We start from the raw sequence: 15767 nt of genomic DNA, 5'->3' as shown, positions 1-15767 counted from the left end.
TCAACCAAGGATGGTTATGAAGGTTTACAATTGGATAGATTTTGTACTAAACAGGCTCTACGCCTCACGCTGCCGTCTCTGCGGAGACCAGGGGGCGAACGGTCGGGATCTGTGCCCAGACTGCAAAAAGGATCTCTCTCACAATCGGCACTGCTGCAGAATTTGTGCTATCCCCCTGCCACCCGCCGCGCCTGAAAACACCTTATGCGGATCATGCAGCCAGCAACACCCCGGCTTCGAGCAGTGTCTTGCCGCCTTGGTCTATGATCAGGAGACCGGTCAATTGGTCAGTGGTCTGAAATTCCGCAACCAACTCGGCAACTCCAGGCTGTTGGGGGATCTGCTCTGCGACTACCTGGAGGGGAAAATCTTCGAAAAACCGGACTTTATCCTGCCGGTACCCCTGCATCGAAGCCGTCTGAAAACACGCGGCTATAACCAAGCTCTGGAGATCGCCAGACCGGTGGGACGCCGATTCGGCATCCCTCTCCGACCAAAAGTCTGTGTCAGGAATCGGGCCACCGAGGCACAGGCGGATCTGGACAAGGACGACCGGGGGAAAAACATACGCGGTGCCTTCAGCGTAAAAAAGCAGGTGACGGGTTGCTGGATCGTACTGCTCGACGATGTGGTTACCACCGGCAATACCGTCTCTGAACTGACCCTGGTGTTGCGGCAGGCCGGAGCAGCCAGGGTGGATGTTTGGGCAGTGGCGCGGACGCCTTGAATCTATTATGTAGGGTGCGCCGTGCGCACCATGATTGCCGCCTGTTCTGGTGCGCACGGCGCACCCTACCAGACTAACACTTGTCGACTGAAAATGGTTATGAAGATTTACTGATTGCCGATCAGCAGCTTGAAGCGCTCACCCATATGCTCCAGCACCACTCCATCCGGCAGAATCTCCGACAGTAACGGACCTGCGGCCAGGTAGTCTCCCTCCCGATACTTCTCCAGGTTGATCAACACGTAACGTCGTTTGGACTGATCGTTGTAAATATGCACATCGATATTGAACTCCGGCAGGTTCTCCACAAACCCCGGCGGCAGTTCGCTGATCAGTTTGGGTGGAACCTGGGGTACAGGGACCGGCAGTTCCTCAACAATTGGCGTCGTGACCGAGGGCACTTCCGGTTCAGGTTCAGGCGGCTCGATTTTCAGTTTCTGCACAGCGGAGGCCACCTGTGGCTGTACAGGCACAGGCTGTTGCGACTGTGGAGCCGGGAACGTCGGTGCCTCCGATCTGGCAGGCTGCGTGTCGGGTACCAACGCCGGACCAGACACCATCTGCTGCGGATCCTCTCGCCCCAAATAGAGACCCAGCACCAGCAGGCCCAAACCCAGGAATACCAGCGCCACGATACCGAACCAACGGGACTGCCCCAAATCCTGCTGGGTGTTGACTGCACCGAGCCGTGGCACCTGACCAATCCGATGCTGGCGTTCCGCTTTCTTCAGAGCCTCGAGAATCAGCGACATTTAGCCTTCACCCCCTTCGCTGGTTACAACAGCTCTCAGGGTTGGAGTGTCGGCTGTGAGCTGCACATTGTTCAGGGTAATCATGGTCTGCTGCCCTGCAACACCGTCTGAGGACAACCCGTGTTTGGACTGGAAGCGTTTCAGTTGCTGCCGCAACTCCGCATTGAATGCATCCCGGCCGATCACGACCGGGGGTTCCAAACCTTCTGCTTTTGCAAGCTGCGCCCTCAGCCAGGTGACAGGGACGCCTGTCGAACCCGGCCCCACCAGGGCTGATTTTGTTCTTGGGCGCCACAGAACCACATAATCACCAGGCCAGATGGGAGCGATGTCTGCCCGTTTCAGCTGCCGGTCACCCTCACCGTAATCTACCGTTAAATTCTCACCCTGCATGGATTTGAGAAGAATATAACGTTGCCGGTAACCCAATTTCAACTTGAGCAGCAACGGCCTGTTGATGCGTTCCAGATCCTCCCAGCCACCAATACTAGTGAGGCAACGCAAGCCCAATGGCGGCGCTTCTTTGCAGGCGCTCTCTGATGAAAGCAGTTTGATACTTTTGCCCCACAACTCAAACAGTCGCAGATGCACCGCCCGCTTGCTGTCTGCCACATGCGAGATCCGCCCCTCCAGATCAACTGTAAGACCAGCATCGGGCAGGGTGTCGATTGCTTCAGGTACGGGAGGGACTGTTACGACCGGAACAGATTCCGACTGCGGCAACGCCGAGACTGCTTTCGCTCCAGACTCAGAGGGAATCACAGGAGAGGCTTCCGGTTCCGGGGAGGGCAGAGGCGGCAGAGTCAATTCATGCTCTACCTTGGCGGGTCGATCCAGCGCCTCCGCAACCACCTCACCCGACTCCGATTTTGAGTCTGTAAATAGTGGCATCAAAAACCAGGCGACGGCCGCAGTGGAGAACACGACCAGCAGGACAGGCATGAGACGGCCGACCCCCCCCATCACCACGCCGGAACCTCTGACCTCCCTCGCCGCACGCCAAACCAGCCTGGGTCCAGCCCGTTTGGCGCCGGTTGCAAAAATCGCCAACAGCGTCCGCTCGCAGATGGTGTTGATGATTCGCGGCACACCTTTAGACAGGTGATACACCAAGCGTAGCGCTAACGAGGTAAAGAGATCTTCACGGTTCCCCGACACGCTAAGCCGGTGCCGGATATAGCGGACAGTCTCCCGGCGGGATAACGGAAAGAGGTGATAGCGTGCTGTAATACGCTGGGCAACCTGCCGCATATCCTTACGTGCCAGCAGTTGCTGCAACTCTGGCTGACCCACCAGAATAATGCGCAACAATTTGTGCTGCGACGTCTCCAGATTTGTCAGCATGCGGACCTGTTCAAGCACCCTGGGACTCAGGTTCTGCGCCTCGTCCACCACCAGGACCGTATTGCGCCCGGCCGCATGAGTCTTCAACAGATGGTGGCTCAGATTATCGGTCAGCTGCTTGAGGGAGTAAGGGGGACCCACATATTTAATACCCAGTTCGTCGCAGATGGCCGCCATGAAAGCACGACGCGAGAGTCGGGGGTTGAAGATCAGGGCGATATCGACGTTTTCGAGATTCTGCTCCAGCAGACTGCGCACCAGCATGGTCTTGCCGGTACCAACTTCTCCTGTCAACTGCACGAAGCCGCCATTCGGCCCGGTCCCGTAGATCAGATGCGCCAGACTCTCCTCATGCCCGCGACTCAGATAGAGATAGCGGGGGTCAGGCGTAATGGAAAAAGGATTTTCCTGAAACCCGAAGTCGCTAAACTGCATGGTTCAATCGCAATCCTCTTCCAGGTCTTGCGCTTTGGCCAGCTTATCCGCCAATTCCAACCATTGGATTGCCACGGTCTCATTGGGTGCGACGCCCTCACCGGATAGATACATCTGTCCCAGGTTGGCAGCTGCCTGATAGGAACCGTTTCCAGCAGCCTGTTTCAGCCACTCCACTCCCCGGGAATTACTCTTTCTCACTCCCTGTCCATAGAGATAAAGCATGCCGAGGTAGTACTGAGCATCCACCACGCCATCCTCCGCCAGATCTCTGAAGGACGTGTAGGCACCTTTGTAGTCACCCGCTTCAAACGAGGTCAGTGCCGCGTCATAGGCATCGTTCTCCGCAACGGAGAGAAAAGGTGTCAAAAGCAGAAACAGCAACGCAACGCCGCGAATAATATTTTTCGCCATCAAATTCATCTGCTATCGATTCTCTCCCGGCCAGCAACGATCCCACACCATAAGGAAACATAACACCTCTCAGCCGCAGGTGCATCGAGAAGCCATGCTTTTGTACTGATGGCAGTATACGGATGTAGGATTTCTATCGAATTTTTTAGCCGCGACATGGACGAAATCACGGCTAAAACCGTCAGGTCAAATTAACGACAGCTACTTTTCAGCCAATTGTGGTACTTCCACTGTTGGCGTCAAAACCGGCGTGTATACCGGATAGTGGTAATAGGAAGGATAGTAGCCATAGTGGTAGGGATAGTAGCCATAATTTCTATACCCATACCATGGCCGGTACCAATTGCGTCCCCAGCCTGAACCAGAGAAGCCAAAGGAGAAACCGAAGCCACCACCCCACCAGGCATCCGCGGTGGATACCGGCAGTGCCACAAGTGCTGCCACTGCTGTTGCAGTCAGGAATTTGCGCATTGTCTTCATGATAAACCTCCTGCGACATACTGCTGTCACTTTTTCCCGTCCACACCTAAACCATACACCTTCTGGGGAAAAACACATTGAGGCACATCATCTATATTAGAGAATACTTATAGAAATATCCTATAGATTATTCCGTCTGGAGCGCTGGACTAATGACTGCTTTCTTCCAGGGGTGACGTCCGGACGCTTCATGGATAAACTGCGCCGACAACGATTCACACCACTATTGAGGATAAACCGATGAAATTCATACCCTGCCAGGGCGGAGACAACTGCACAGAAGGCGGCACCCACTGCCAGGGCTGCGGGCGCAGCCATGAAGAGATCGCCGAGACCAAAAAACTGATCGATGCACTGGTGCAGTTCACACAAAAGATGGATTTTGAGAATGTCGAAGAGTTCACCAGCTTCGTCGCTGCCAGGGCCGCAGGAAAGTACCGCATGCAGCAAGGCGGCGGTATGGGTTTCGGCCTCAACATCCAGCCCGGCAGCTGATGGGTAGCCACTTCGGGAACCAACAAGATTCCCGGCAGTCACATTTCAAACAGGCCAATATACGAAGAAAAACCATGATGAAGCCCTTTGCCCTCTCTCTCCTCCTCATCTTCACCACAACCTTTACGCTGGCGGCTCAACCGCTGGTAACACCGGAATGGGTGCATAACAATCGCGAGAAGAGCGGGGTCGTAATCCTCGACCTGCAGGACGCCAAAGCCTATCAGCGATACCACGTTCCCGGAGCGGTGAACTCCAGCTACGGTGTCTGGCGACACGAGTCGGTGAAAAAGATACCCCAGATCATGACGCCTCCCGCGAAGCTGGAGAAGCTGATCGGCCGCCTGGGCATCGACAATGACACCCACGTCGTGCTGGTCACTACCGGGAACGGCGCAGGAGACATGGCGAGTGCCTCACGAGTCTACTGGACCTTCAAGGCACTTGGGCACGATCAGGTCTCCATCCTTGAGGGGGGGGCTGATCAGCTATGCACAGAAGCGGGTCTACCCGCTCCAGAACGGTCGCAACCAAGCTGAGCCGAAGGTCTTCAAGGTCAACCTCAGGGCCGACTACATCCCAGACGCCAAAAGGGTAAAAACTGCTCTCGAAAAGGGGGCGTTGGCGGTGGACAACCGCAGCCGCGCCGAATACATGGGCATCTACTCCGGCAGCGGCAAGGAACGTCCAGGCAGCCTGCCCAAAGCTGTCAATATCTCCTACGACTGGCTGACCGCCAATGGCGGTGCAACATTCCATAATATCGACAACCTGAAAAAGATCTATGCCGCCAATCAGGTGCCGCTAAACGGCCCACAGATCAACTATTGTCATACAGGCCATCGCGCCGCCCTTGGCTGGTTCGTCTCCCACGAACTATTGGGTAACAAGCAGGCCCGTCTTTACGATGGGTCGACCGCAGAATGGGCGCTTGACCACGCCCTGCCCATGGAACAGAAAGTCCAGTTAAAACATTGAGGACCAGACCATGCGCGCCTATGCATCACAACTCCTTATTGCACTGTTGTTAATGAGTCTGACTCAAGGCGTCCTGGCCAACGACCGCACAGCACCGGAGTGGGATATCTCCGAATGGATCAACGGCGATGGCACCACCCTGGCCGCACTCAAGGGCAAGGTGGTGGTGATCGATTTTTTCCAACTCTGGTGCCCTGGCTGCAACAAGTTCTCAGTGCCGTTGATGGCCAGATGGGAGCAGCAGTTTGCCGACGAGATCTCAGCGGGTAATCTGGTAATGCTGAGCATCCACACCGTATTTGAAGGGCACGACTATCAAGTGCGACATGAAGTCGCTTAAACAATTGTTTCGACTGGAGAAACATTCCAGTAAGGAAACCTGTTGTTTCGCCAACAGTAGCCTAGCGGCACATGCATTTCTGGTAACAAGAGTGTGTGAAGCTGCCGCGACAATGTAGCCCGGCCGTAAGGCTAAGACTGAACCGTGAGGGGATGTCTGCATCTGCGAGCGTCAATGTGGATGGGGCGCTAGGTTGGATGGTATGACCAACAAATGTGAACTGCCGATAAACATCGTCACGTGTGTACAAGCCAAAGACGCTGACAGGCTTGGGCCAAAATGGCAACGTAGCAAGGCTGCTCTCCTTTTGTATGAGGGCACGCGAATACTCAACGCTACCGGTGGATAGGCAGGGTCTAACCCATTCTTGTTGTTTAAGTGGAACATGGTAAGCCCGTATTTCCGCCCAATTGGGCAGGTGAACCGCAAGGAACACTGTTGGGAGTGCGGGTAAAGGAACGCGGAGAAAGCGAATGCCGATCTGTAATCGATTGGATAGAGATTGAGCTGCGAGGCGACATCATCTCCCGCGAAAGCGGGCAGACTTCCGTATGGTCTTTCATTACAAGATAGTTTGGAGAACTTTTACAGGAGGGAATGCAAATGACTACGCAAGCAAGTTGCGCGGGTGCGCCCTTCGGCGAACCGATACATTGGCATGGCATTGATTGGGCCAAATGTCATCGGGAAGTCAGAAGGCTGCAAGCGCGTATTGTAAAGGCAACACAGGAAGGCCGCTGGGGCAAGGTGAAAGCCTTGCAATGGCTGCTGACCCACTCGTTTTCCGGCAAAGCACTCGCCGTGAAACGGGTGACCGAAAACAAAGGCAAGAACACTCCGGGAGTAGACAAAGCAACATGGTCTACCCCAGAGGCAAAATCTCAAGCTATGTTGTCTCTTAGCCGCCGCGACTACCAACCGCGTCCATTGCGTCGGGTGTACATACCGAAAAGCAATGGGAAGATGAGACCGCTGGGTATTCCAACGATGAAAGACAGGGCCATGCAGGCACTTTATCTGCTTGCCCTGGAACCCATCTCGGAAACGAAAGCAGATCCGAACTCATATGGGTTCCGCCCTCAACGGTGCACTGCGGATGCGATCGAGCACTGTTTCAAAGCACTTGCTCGTGGCAATTCAGCGCAGTGGATACTAGAGGGTGACATCAAAGGCTGCTTCGACAATATCAGTCATGACTGGATGCTAGCAAATATCCCACTGGATAAAGTAGTGCTCCATAAATGGCTGAAAGCTGGATATATGGAAAACCGCAAACTTTTCCCAACAGAGGCGGGAACACCGCAAGGTGGAATTATCTCGCCAACCTTGGCCAATATGACTCTAGATGGACTCCAAGCTGCGCTGGACAAAGCGTTCCCTTGGACAACCCGCCGTGGTCAGAAAGTCAAAGTAAATCTGGTGCGTTATGCAGATGACTTCATCATCACCAGTGTCTCGAAAGAGCTGCTGGAAGATGAAGTTAAACCGCTAGTCGAGGATTTTCTTACAGAACGGGGATTAACCCTTTCTGCTGAGAAAACCAAGATTACGCATATAGAGGAAGGAGTTGATTTTCTCGGGCAGAATATTCGTAAGTATGGTGGGAAGTTGTTGATCAAACCATCAACGAAGAACGTTTCGACGTTCTTAGATAAAGTCCGTGGAATTGTGAAAGGTAACAAACAGGCAAAACATATCAGTTTGATAAGACTACTCAATCCAGTAATTCGTGGTTGGGTCAACTATCATCGCCATGTCGTAGCCAAGGATACCTTTCAGCGCGTTGACCGTGAGATTTGGCGTAGTTTATGGCAATGGGCTAAACGCCGACATCCAAAGAAGAATCGTCACTGGATTAAGGATAAATACTTTAAGCATGTGGGGAATCGGACTTGGGTGTTCGCAGCAGAAACGGGTAATTTGAAGCCCAATGGGAAGCCAATATTGGTAAAGCTGGTGTATGCCGGTGAAACGCCAATTCGGCGCTACCGCAAGATCAGGGCGAAAGCCAATCCTCATGACCATCGTTGGGAGTCCTACTTCGAAGACCGTGTTGGGTCCAAGATGCAGAATAACCTCCGTGGTCGTCGAAAACTGGTAAAGCTCTGGCTCGATCAGGACGGACGATGTCCCGTTTGCCGACAACGCATCACCAAGGAATCAGGTTGGAATGTTCACCGACTGATTCAACGCGTTGACGGTGGTAAGGACAACATAACCAACTTGGTCATGCTGCATCCCAATTGTCATAAACAAGTTCACAGCCAAAAGTTGGACGTTGTGAAGCCGGTTCCCGTGAGGGGGCTATGAAAAGGCTTGAGCCGTATGAGGGGAAACTCTCACGTACGTTTCTTAGGGGAGGGAGTGGCGGTAACGCCACTTCCTTACCCGACAATCCGAAAAAGCTGCGCGTCTATCTCAAACAGAAAAAGATCCAACACCTAGTGGGAATCGATCGGCACGTTGACGGCGATGAAATCCCGGAAACCATGAAACGATACCGCACCCGCGGCACACCGGAGATGGCCATCATCGACAAGGAGGGACGTATCCGCTTCCAGCGATTCGGCAGTTTTGATCCAGCCAGCGGCGCACAACTGATCAACAAATTGCTGGCCGGGGATCCCGGGTAATCCATGATGAAACGACTTATCCCAACCCTGCTGCTCTGGCTCTTGCTCGGCAGCACGGCTTTCGCTGCAACCCACACCAGCTACACGGTCACGAGGCCTATGGAAATCGATCAACAACTTAAAGCCGCCTACGGGACCAAGGGAGAGGATTACAAACCCCGCACAGAACACTTAAACCCAGACGGCTCACCAATCTATATCAACCGCCTGATTCTGGAAGACTCCCCCTATCTGCTGCAACATGCCCACAATCCGGTGGACTGGCATGCCTGGGGGGAACAAGCCTTTGAAAAGGCAAAACGTGAGAACAAGCCGATCTTTCTCTCCATCGGCTACTCCACCTGTCACTGGTGCCATGTGATGGAGCGGGAGAGTTTCGAGAACCTCCAGCTGGCCAAAATACTGAATGAGCATTTCGTGGCCATCAAGGTGGACCGGGAGAGCCATCCCGACGTAGACGAAGTCTACATGACCGCTGTGATGCTGATGACCGGCCACGGTGGCTGGCCGATGTCGAGTTTTCTCACACCGGAGGGTAAACCCTTCTATGGCGGCACCTATTTCACACCCAACCAGTTCGGGCAGCTGCTCTCACAGATTCAGCAGGTCTGGCGCGACAAAAAGGCCAGCGTCCTCGACCAGGCGGATCGCATAGCTGAAGCAGTAGCCGCAGCCAACAACCACAAGGGCGTAGCCAAGGCACTCGACAAGACCGCAGTCGCTGATGCGCTCAAAACGATGCTCGGCAGTTTTGATGAACTGCAGGGTGGCTTCAGCGTGGCACCAAAATTCCCCCACGAACCCTGGTTATTGTTGTTGCTGCAACAGGCGGAACGCAGTAATGATTCAGCAGCACTGGAGGCTGCGGAGGTCACCCTCGATGCGATGGCCCGGGGGGGGATCTACGATCAGGTTGGGGGCGGTTTTCACCGCTACTCCACTGACAACGAATGGCTGGTGCCGCACTTCGAAAAGATGCTCTACAACCAGGCTCATCTTGCTCGCGCCTACCTGCATGCATGGCGGCTCACAGGCAAGGAGAAATACCGTCGCGTGGTCACCCAGACTCTCGATTACGTCATGCGCGAGATGACCTCACCCAACGGCGGTTTCTACTCAGCCACCGACGCCGACAGTGAGGGTGAAGAGGGGGCCTTCTTCATCTGGACACCCGCGCAGATTCGTGACGCTTTGGCGCCGGAAGATGCCAACCTGGCAATCGATCTCTATAACATAACAGACAGTGGCAACTTCGAAGGAAAGAATATCCTCCATCTGCAGTCAGACCTGGAGAGTTATGCCGAAGAAAACAAGCTGGATCCTGCCGCCCTGCTGATGCAGGTCGATCATATCAACACGGTATTACGCAAGGTACGCGAAGGCCGGGAACATCCGCTAAGGGACGACAAAGAGGTCACCGCCTGGAACGGCATGATGATCACCGCCTTTGCACAGGCCGCCGACCTTCTTGCTTCAAAGACTTACCAGGAGGCCGCAGAACAGGCGGGGGAGTTTATCTGGCAGCAAAATCGCAAAGCTGCCGGCAAACTTTGGAGGGTACACCTCGACGGAAAGTCCTCGGTTGCCGCGGCACAGGAGGATTACGCCTATCTGTCTGAAGCACTGCTTTATCTCTACGACCTGAGCGGAGATAAAAAGTTGCTGCAACGGGCACAAGAGACCGCCGATGCCATGGTCAGCCGGTTTAGCGACCAACAAAACGGCGGCTTCTTTATGAATGAAGAGGAGAGCAACTTCAGCGCAATGGGACGTCCCAAGGACAGCGGCACCGACAGCGCCATTCCATCTGGTAGTTCAGTGGCCCTTAAGTCGCTACAGATGCTCTGGGGGCGAACCGGCAAGCTGGACTATCGCACTCACGCCAACAACCTTATCGGCAGTTTCGCAGCCGCCATTGAACGGCATCCCAACGGCTACACCTACATGTTGAGCGCCATCGATGATCTACAGCATGGGGAGTTGAGTGCCCGCCGATATGCCGCACAAGGCGGTATCCGTCTCATGGGCGAGACCAGGATTCTCAAAAGTGACAAACAACTGTTAACCATCACCATCACCATTCCTGAGGGCTGGCACATCAATGCCAATCAGCCTCTGAGCACGAATTTGATCGCCACTGAGGTCAACCTGAACGACAGCACCGACCAATGGAGCATGGGCCCCGTCACCTATCCTGAACCTGCGCTACAGCAGCTGGCTTTTCAAAGTGACTCGCTTTCCGTTTATGCAGGCGTGATTACACTTCAGGCGATGCTGACACCCACATCTGACCCAGCAGCACTCAAGACAGCATCCATCGATGTGAAATTACAGGCCTGCAGCGATGAGGTCTGCCTGCCGCCGGAGACACTGCAACTCCATATTCCCACCATTCCTTCAATCTGAGTGGTGTCCCGGACTAATTAAGGGGAACTCCCCCCACGGGCTGCAACTTCGCCGCGTGGTTTCCCCTATGTCAAGGCCACACACCATTGGTTAGACTCTGACACGATTATGAACATGCAATCAGTGATTAAATTTTTCGCCCTGGCAGCCTTTCTCACACTGTCGCTGAGTCTCAGTGCACGCGACACGGAATCATACTCAGGACAGACTTGGAGCTATAGTGGTGAGACGGCCCCGGAACTATGGAGCACTCTCTCCAGCGCGTTCAGCGCATGTGGGGCTGGGAAATCGCAATCGCCAGTGGATATCCAGAACACCATAGAATCCGAGCACCTGCCACTCTCTTTTTTCTACCGCACCAGCATCCTGTCCATTCGACGATCCAACCACGGTATTTCACTGGATATGGAACCCGGTGGATTCATGAAGATGGGTGGTGAACGTATCCAGTTGCGCAGTATTGATCTGCATATACCTGGTGAACATACCTACCTGGGCAGTGCTGCGGACATGGAGATTCAACTCAACCATGTCGACAGTAACGGCAACCCTGTGATAGTCGCGATTCCGGTAAACGCGGGCAGGCGCAACAATCTGATGGTCAAGCGAATCGCCCACAACCTGCCACAGGAAAATGGTGGCCGAAGATACAATCGCCAGATCGGCATCAACGCAGTCTTTCTGCTGCCGACCAATCGAAGTCATATACTCTACAATGGATCACTGACAACACCTCCCTGTAAAGAACCTGCTCGTTGGGTCGTCTTCAAAAACCCGATTGAGATACCCGATCTGCAGCTGCGAAAATTTACGGATGCTATCGGCTACAATGCCCGTCCCGTACAACCGCTGAATGGGCGTATGATCTGGACGAGCATTCATTAGGAGAGCATCGAATTTAACCGTCACGACTCAACAGCGCCTCCAATTCTTTGTAACCCTCCAATTCCATTAACAGCCGCCCCTTCTCTTCTTTTGCTATCTTTTGCCAGTGCTTGTCTTCCAGCGCGCCTACCATTGCGTACAAAAAATTCAGACTTGGCTCGACACGGCATTCACTCCTCATTTTGAGAAACGCACCAACGGCTCCAATTTTTTCCAGATCCGTTCTTGTATAGACGCCGATTTCATTCAGGCACTGTTCTGACTTTTTCCCCAAACCTTTGAGGTCACACAATCTTTTGCCATAGTGCTGTCGGGCGCTCATAAACACCAAATCCACAGTAATTATTTCCTGGATCATGCAAGCCAACCCAGCCATTTTTTAATAGTGCTTTTGCGATAAAGAGGTTTAATAAACCTTGACCAATCAGGCTCACAGACTCATACCATAAGCGTGCAGGTTTATTACTATCAACTTTAATCCGTAACAAATAAATCTGTCACCTTTTCTCTCATAATGTGGCCCTATTCTTTTAAAATAGGACGCCAAATGCTCAGGAGTGTGAGTACGCAACCTGACAGGATCATAGTGTTTCAGATAGATTTCAACATATCGCACATACGTAAGATTACGCACGCTCTGAAATCTTATATTTTTCTAATGTTTTCTTGTAGTTACGCCAAAACAGCGTGACCTTATCGGTGTAATCAATCGCTGAAAGCTCATTCATTCCAGGCCCTCCAGGGCAAGGATTATATTTCTCTTTGAAATAACGCTAACCTATCGTCATGAAATATACAATATGACGCCACGACCTATCTCCCCAAACACTGCGACAGTGTTTACCGACATAGGCTGTGCCGCCTATTTCACTGTAGGTGAACAAAATTGCCGAGCCTTACCATGATTCATAATCACAATCTAAAAGGAAATCTTATGACCAAGGGTGTTTGGTTTTTATTACTGACAACTCAGTTTTTTGCAACTGCATTAGCAGGAGATGTTTCTAAATTCGACGTACAAGGAATTAAGTTAGGACAAACATATCGTGAAATAGAATCGAAATTGTACGAACTGTGCGGCGAGAAAGAGTCATGGAAAAATAATTCGAGAACGAGCATTGGGAGTAAATCCTGGAAAGATTTCATAAGTTGCAATAAATATGCAATTTGGCTGACACGCCATGAAAAAACACACTATGTAAGTAAAGAAATTAAATTTACAGGTGAGCCAAGTATTGAAGAAATCGAAAAGCAATTATATTCGAAATATGGAAAACCTGACGAAAAGGGATATGAATTTAGAGATAACTTCTCTAAGCCAGAAGAAAAGGAGTATATAAAAACATTTTGTTGGGGGGAATACTGCTCTGAATATCCTACATCTGAACGCGCCATGTGGAGGGGGACAACAAGCGGAGCTAAAAAAGGAATAAATCTTAATGTGAGATATTCTCATGATTCTATGAATAATATGTATAGCATTAGACTTGTGTTGCGCGATTTTGATATGGGTAGTTTAAATAGGGAGTGGATAAAAAATTACAAAAGCCAGCTTGAAGATGAACAGAAAAAGAAAACTTCAAATTTGGGTTTGTAACCAATAAAATATCATTACTTATTGAGTAGTTAAGAAATAGATGTCTTACCTTGATGGTTGCACTTTCACCTAACATTCAATTGGGGATCTCCCCCGATGTTGCACACATAGTTTGTTGAACTAAACCGCTTCGCGGTAGCTTTCCCCATCAACCTGTCCAGGTAACACCATCGACCATGCTTCCAGAAGACCACGTCGGTCTTTATGAGAGGAGCAAGACGTTGACCCCATTACGCCAACAGATGATCGATGCCATGCTGGTGCGTGGCTTTTCACCCCGAACGCATAAGAGTTACCTGGCAGCCGTGGCCGACCTGGCCAAGTACTATCACCGTCCCCCGGACCAGATCAGTCTGGAAGAAATCCAGGCCTATTTTCTCTATCTGGTGAAGGAGCGCCACCTCTCGGATGCCAGCTGTCGGCTGTACCTGAATGGTCTGCGTTTTCTCTATCTTCGCGTGCTGGACTGGCGCGACTTTGACGTGCCTATCCCCCATCCGAAGCGTGTCCAACGCATTCCGGAACTGCTAACCCATGTGGAGGTGGCCCGATTGATTGCGGCCTGTGACAATCCAAAACATCGGTTGCTGCTAATGACCTGTTACGGCTGTGGCCTGCGGGTCAGCGAGGTGGTGGCAGTAAAGATCCGGCATATCGATGGTGAACGACACTTGCTGCGGGTGGAACAGGGCAAAGGGGCGAAAGACCGGCATGTGATTTTGCCGCACGCACTGTTGACTCGACTGCGTGACTACTGGCGGCGTTACCATCCACCGAAGTGGCTGTTTCCAGGACAGTATCCCACTCAACCGCTCACCGTCTCCACCGCCCAACGCGTCTTCCTATCAGCCAAGCGGCGTGTCGGCATCCGTAAACAGGGGGGTATCCACAGCCTGCGTCACGCCTATGCCACTCATCAGCTGGCAGCTGGCTTGCCGGTACATCAGTTGCAGTACCAACTGGGTCACCGCAATATCCAATCCACCCTGCGCTACGTCCACTGGACGCCCAACTATCAGGAAGGCAAGGTCGCCACCGCCGATCTGATTGCCCGGCTGGAGGTGGACCATGGCTGAATCCGTGACCCTGCAAGGGCTATTCACTCGCTACCTGGCAGACTACACCCAGCAGCACCCCCTGGATGCCCGGCGTCGGCAAGTCTGCCACCACATCTCTGACTGCCGCACTGCCACCCTGGGCGGTCTGCAACTGCACTGTGATCACTGCGGGGATGACCCGATTCATTACTTCTCCTGCCGTGACCGGCATTGCCCCCAGTGTCAGCAACGCGCCAGTCAGCAGTGGAGCGAGAAACAGCAGCAACACCTGATAACGACAACCTACTTTCATCTGGTGTTCACCCTGCCCGAGGGCATTAATGGTTGGGTGCAGTTACATCCGGAGGTGATCTATCGGTTGCTGTTCCGCTCGGTCTGGAAGACGCTCAAGGCCTTTGGGGCGGATCCCAAACGACTGGGTGGTGAACTGGGCATGGTCGCTATCCTGCACACCTGGGGACAGAGTCTTATCCAACATGTTCACCTGCACTGCCTGGTACCCGGTGGCGTCTTGACTGGGGCCGGCGACTGGCAGGCGGCCAGGAGCAACTACCTGTTCCCCGTGCGCGCCTTGTCCCGGCGTTACCGGGGGTGCCTGGTAAGCTTGCTGCGTGAGGCCTATGTGGCAGGGGAACTGCCCAGAGTCAACGCTCCGGGTGAACCGACAATAACCCTGGACCGGTTGATGCAACAGGAGTGGGTGGTCTACAGCCGCCCGGGGTTGAGCGAACCCAAACAAGTGCTTGATTATCTGGCCCGTTATACCCACCGGACCGCCATCAGCAACCCTCGTTTGCTGTCGATGACGGACGGGGTCATCCGGTTCCGTTACAAGGACTATCGGGATCATGACCGAATGAAAGTCATGGCACTCCAGGTGGAGGAGTTTATCCGCCGGTTCCTGCTGCATGTACTGCCCAAGGGGCTGATGCGCATCCGCTATTATGGCTTTCTGGCCAACAGTTGCAGAACGCGCAAACTGTCACAGATCCGCACAGCCCTGGCGACGCCAGATGCAGCGCCCGACAAAGCGGAACAGAAGGAAGCCCCTGCTCTCTTTGATGGCTACCTCTGCTCCAAATGCCGCCAGGGCATGTTACGACCTATCGCAGAGCTGTCTCCCTTGAGATGGGAAGGAGGCTGATTGCCATTAACCGATAACCCCAACCACTTGCCGACCCACGGGAATCGCCCGCCAGTGCTTGAGGGGTGTATGCGGCATT

The 15767-nt window shown here is 53.1% G+C and carries 15 protein-coding genes and 2 pseudogenes; 12 read left to right on the top strand and 5 right to left on the bottom strand.

The annotated features are described in order from the left end of the window. Positions 1–10 precede the first annotated feature (10 nt). Entirely contained in the window at positions 11–727 is a 717-nt protein-coding gene (locus HPY30_11250; GenBank protein QYZ66510.1) for a ComF family protein, read from the top strand. Between the two features lie 107 nt (positions 728–834). On the opposite strand, the gene HPY30_11245 is transcribed toward HPY30_11250, so the two are convergent. From HPY30_11245 to HPY30_11230, 4 genes are all read right to left on the bottom strand, one after another. Next, complete coding sequence (locus HPY30_11245; protein ID QYZ66509.1) at positions 835–1479, bottom strand: general secretion pathway protein GspB; 645 nt, start codon at positions 1477–1479, stop codon at positions 835–837. Further along, complete coding sequence (locus HPY30_11240) at positions 1480–3258, bottom strand: AAA family ATPase (GenBank protein ID QYZ66508.1); 1779 nt, start codon at positions 3256–3258, stop codon at positions 1480–1482. 3 nt (positions 3259–3261) lie between these two features. Continuing rightward, a complete protein-coding gene (locus tag HPY30_11235; protein ID QYZ66507.1) occupies positions 3262–3672 on the bottom strand; it encodes a sel1 repeat family protein in 411 nt (136 codons plus the stop codon). 201 nt (positions 3673–3873) lie between these two features. Further along, positions 3874–4143: a hypothetical protein gene (locus HPY30_11230; protein ID QYZ68014.1), complete on the bottom strand. Its 270-nt coding sequence runs from the start codon at positions 4141–4143 to the stop codon at positions 3874–3876. A gap of 249 nt (positions 4144–4392) precedes the next feature. On the opposite strand from HPY30_11230, the gene HPY30_11225 reads away from it, so the two are divergent. From HPY30_11225 to HPY30_11190, 8 genes and pseudogenes are all read left to right on the top strand, one after another. Next, a complete protein-coding gene (locus HPY30_11225) occupies positions 4393–4647 on the top strand; it encodes a DUF1289 domain-containing protein (protein ID QYZ66506.1) in 255 nt (84 codons plus the stop codon). Positions 4648–4724: 77 nt separating this feature from the next. Next, positions 4725–5625: pseudogene (locus HPY30_11220) on the top strand (sulfurtransferase). A 10-nt stretch (positions 5626–5635) separates the two neighbouring features. Further along, complete coding sequence (locus HPY30_11215) at positions 5636–5965, top strand: redoxin domain-containing protein (protein QYZ66505.1); 330 nt, start codon at positions 5636–5638, stop codon at positions 5963–5965. Positions 5966–6332: 367 nt separating this feature from the next. Continuing rightward, positions 6333–6538, top strand: a pseudogene (locus HPY30_11210) (hypothetical protein). A 30-nt stretch (positions 6539–6568) separates the two neighbouring features. Continuing rightward, positions 6569–8275: a group II intron reverse transcriptase/maturase gene (gene ltrA, locus HPY30_11205; protein QYZ66504.1), complete on the top strand. Its 1707-nt coding sequence runs from the start codon at positions 6569–6571 to the stop codon at positions 8273–8275. 179 nt (positions 8276–8454) lie between these two features. After that, positions 8455–8598, top strand: a complete 144-nt coding sequence (locus HPY30_11200) for a 1,6-anhydro-N-acetylmuramyl-L-alanine amidase (GenBank protein QYZ68013.1) — start codon at positions 8455–8457, stop codon at positions 8596–8598. A 3-nt stretch (positions 8599–8601) separates the two neighbouring features. Beyond that, positions 8602–11004, top strand: coding sequence for a thioredoxin domain-containing protein (locus HPY30_11195; GenBank protein ID QYZ66503.1), 2403 nt, complete (start codon positions 8602–8604; stop codon positions 11002–11004). Between the two features lie 108 nt (positions 11005–11112). Continuing rightward, the gene (locus tag HPY30_11190) at positions 11113–11889 is read left to right on the top strand and encodes a carbonic anhydrase family protein (protein ID QYZ66502.1); all 777 of its coding nucleotides are present in this window, start codon (positions 11113–11115) and stop codon (positions 11887–11889) included. A 13-nt stretch (positions 11890–11902) separates the two neighbouring features. Here HPY30_11190 and HPY30_11185 read toward each other — a convergent pair whose 3' ends face one another. Beyond that, positions 11903–12211, bottom strand: coding sequence for a TfoX/Sxy family protein (locus HPY30_11185; protein QYZ68012.1), 309 nt, complete (start codon positions 12209–12211; stop codon positions 11903–11905). A 612-nt stretch (positions 12212–12823) separates the two neighbouring features. On the opposite strand from HPY30_11185, the gene HPY30_11180 reads away from it, so the two are divergent. The 3 genes from HPY30_11180 (at position 12824) to HPY30_11170 (ending at position 15688) form a co-directional block, all read left to right on the top strand. After that, positions 12824–13486 carry a hypothetical protein gene (locus HPY30_11180; GenBank protein ID QYZ66501.1) on the top strand — a complete coding sequence of 221 codons (663 nt, stop codon included), beginning with the start codon at positions 12824–12826 and terminating at the stop codon, positions 13484–13486. A gap of 221 nt (positions 13487–13707) precedes the next feature. Next, on the top strand, positions 13708–14562 hold the full coding sequence (locus tag HPY30_11175) for a site-specific integrase (protein ID QYZ68011.1): 855 nt from the start codon (positions 13708–13710) through the stop codon (positions 14560–14562). Continuing rightward, positions 14555–15688 carry an IS91 family transposase gene (locus HPY30_11170; GenBank protein ID QYZ66500.1) on the top strand — a complete coding sequence of 378 codons (1134 nt, stop codon included), beginning with the start codon at positions 14555–14557 and terminating at the stop codon, positions 15686–15688. Before HPY30_11175 ends, HPY30_11170 begins: the two co-directional genes overlap by 8 nt. Positions 15689–15767 lie beyond the last annotated feature (79 nt).

This window comes from Gammaproteobacteria bacterium (ex Lamellibrachia satsuma), from assembly GCA_019623805.1.
GTDB lineage: Bacteria > Pseudomonadota > Gammaproteobacteria > Chromatiales > Chromatiaceae > QGON01.
This window is presented reverse-complemented; position numbering and strand designations above follow the sequence as displayed.

Bases quoted from the DNA above. Each gene is read 5' to 3' on its own strand.
- HPY30_11250 (QYZ66510.1), top strand. From the start codon at position 11: ATGGTTATGAAGGTTTACAATTGGATAGATTTTGTACTAAACAGGCTC.
- HPY30_11245 (QYZ66509.1), bottom strand. From the start codon at position 1,479: ATGTCGCTGATTCTCGAGGCTCTGAAGAAAGCGGAACGCCAGCATCGG.
- HPY30_11240 (QYZ66508.1), bottom strand. From the start codon at position 3,258: ATGCAGTTTAGCGACTTCGGGTTTCAGGAAAATCCTTTTTCCATTACG.
- HPY30_11235 (QYZ66507.1), bottom strand. From the start codon at position 3,672: ATGGCGAAAAATATTATTCGCGGCGTTGCGTTGCTGTTTCTGCTTTTG.
- HPY30_11230 (QYZ68014.1), bottom strand. From the start codon at position 4,143: ATGCGCAAATTCCTGACTGCAACAGCAGTGGCAGCACTTGTGGCACTG.
- HPY30_11225 (QYZ66506.1), top strand. From the start codon at position 4,393: ATGAAATTCATACCCTGCCAGGGCGGAGACAACTGCACAGAAGGCGGC.
- HPY30_11215 (QYZ66505.1), top strand. From the start codon at position 5,636: ATGCGCGCCTATGCATCACAACTCCTTATTGCACTGTTGTTAATGAGT.
- ltrA (QYZ66504.1), top strand. From the start codon at position 6,569: ATGACTACGCAAGCAAGTTGCGCGGGTGCGCCCTTCGGCGAACCGATA.
- HPY30_11200 (QYZ68013.1), top strand. From the start codon at position 8,455: ATGAAACGATACCGCACCCGCGGCACACCGGAGATGGCCATCATCGAC.
- HPY30_11195 (QYZ66503.1), top strand. From the start codon at position 8,602: ATGATGAAACGACTTATCCCAACCCTGCTGCTCTGGCTCTTGCTCGGC.
- HPY30_11190 (QYZ66502.1), top strand. From the start codon at position 11,113: ATGAACATGCAATCAGTGATTAAATTTTTCGCCCTGGCAGCCTTTCTC.
- HPY30_11185 (QYZ68012.1), bottom strand. From the start codon at position 12,211: ATGAGCGCCCGACAGCACTATGGCAAAAGATTGTGTGACCTCAAAGGT.
- HPY30_11180 (QYZ66501.1), top strand. From the start codon at position 12,824: ATGACCAAGGGTGTTTGGTTTTTATTACTGACAACTCAGTTTTTTGCA.
- HPY30_11170 (QYZ66500.1), top strand. From the start codon at position 14,555: ATGGCTGAATCCGTGACCCTGCAAGGGCTATTCACTCGCTACCTGGCA.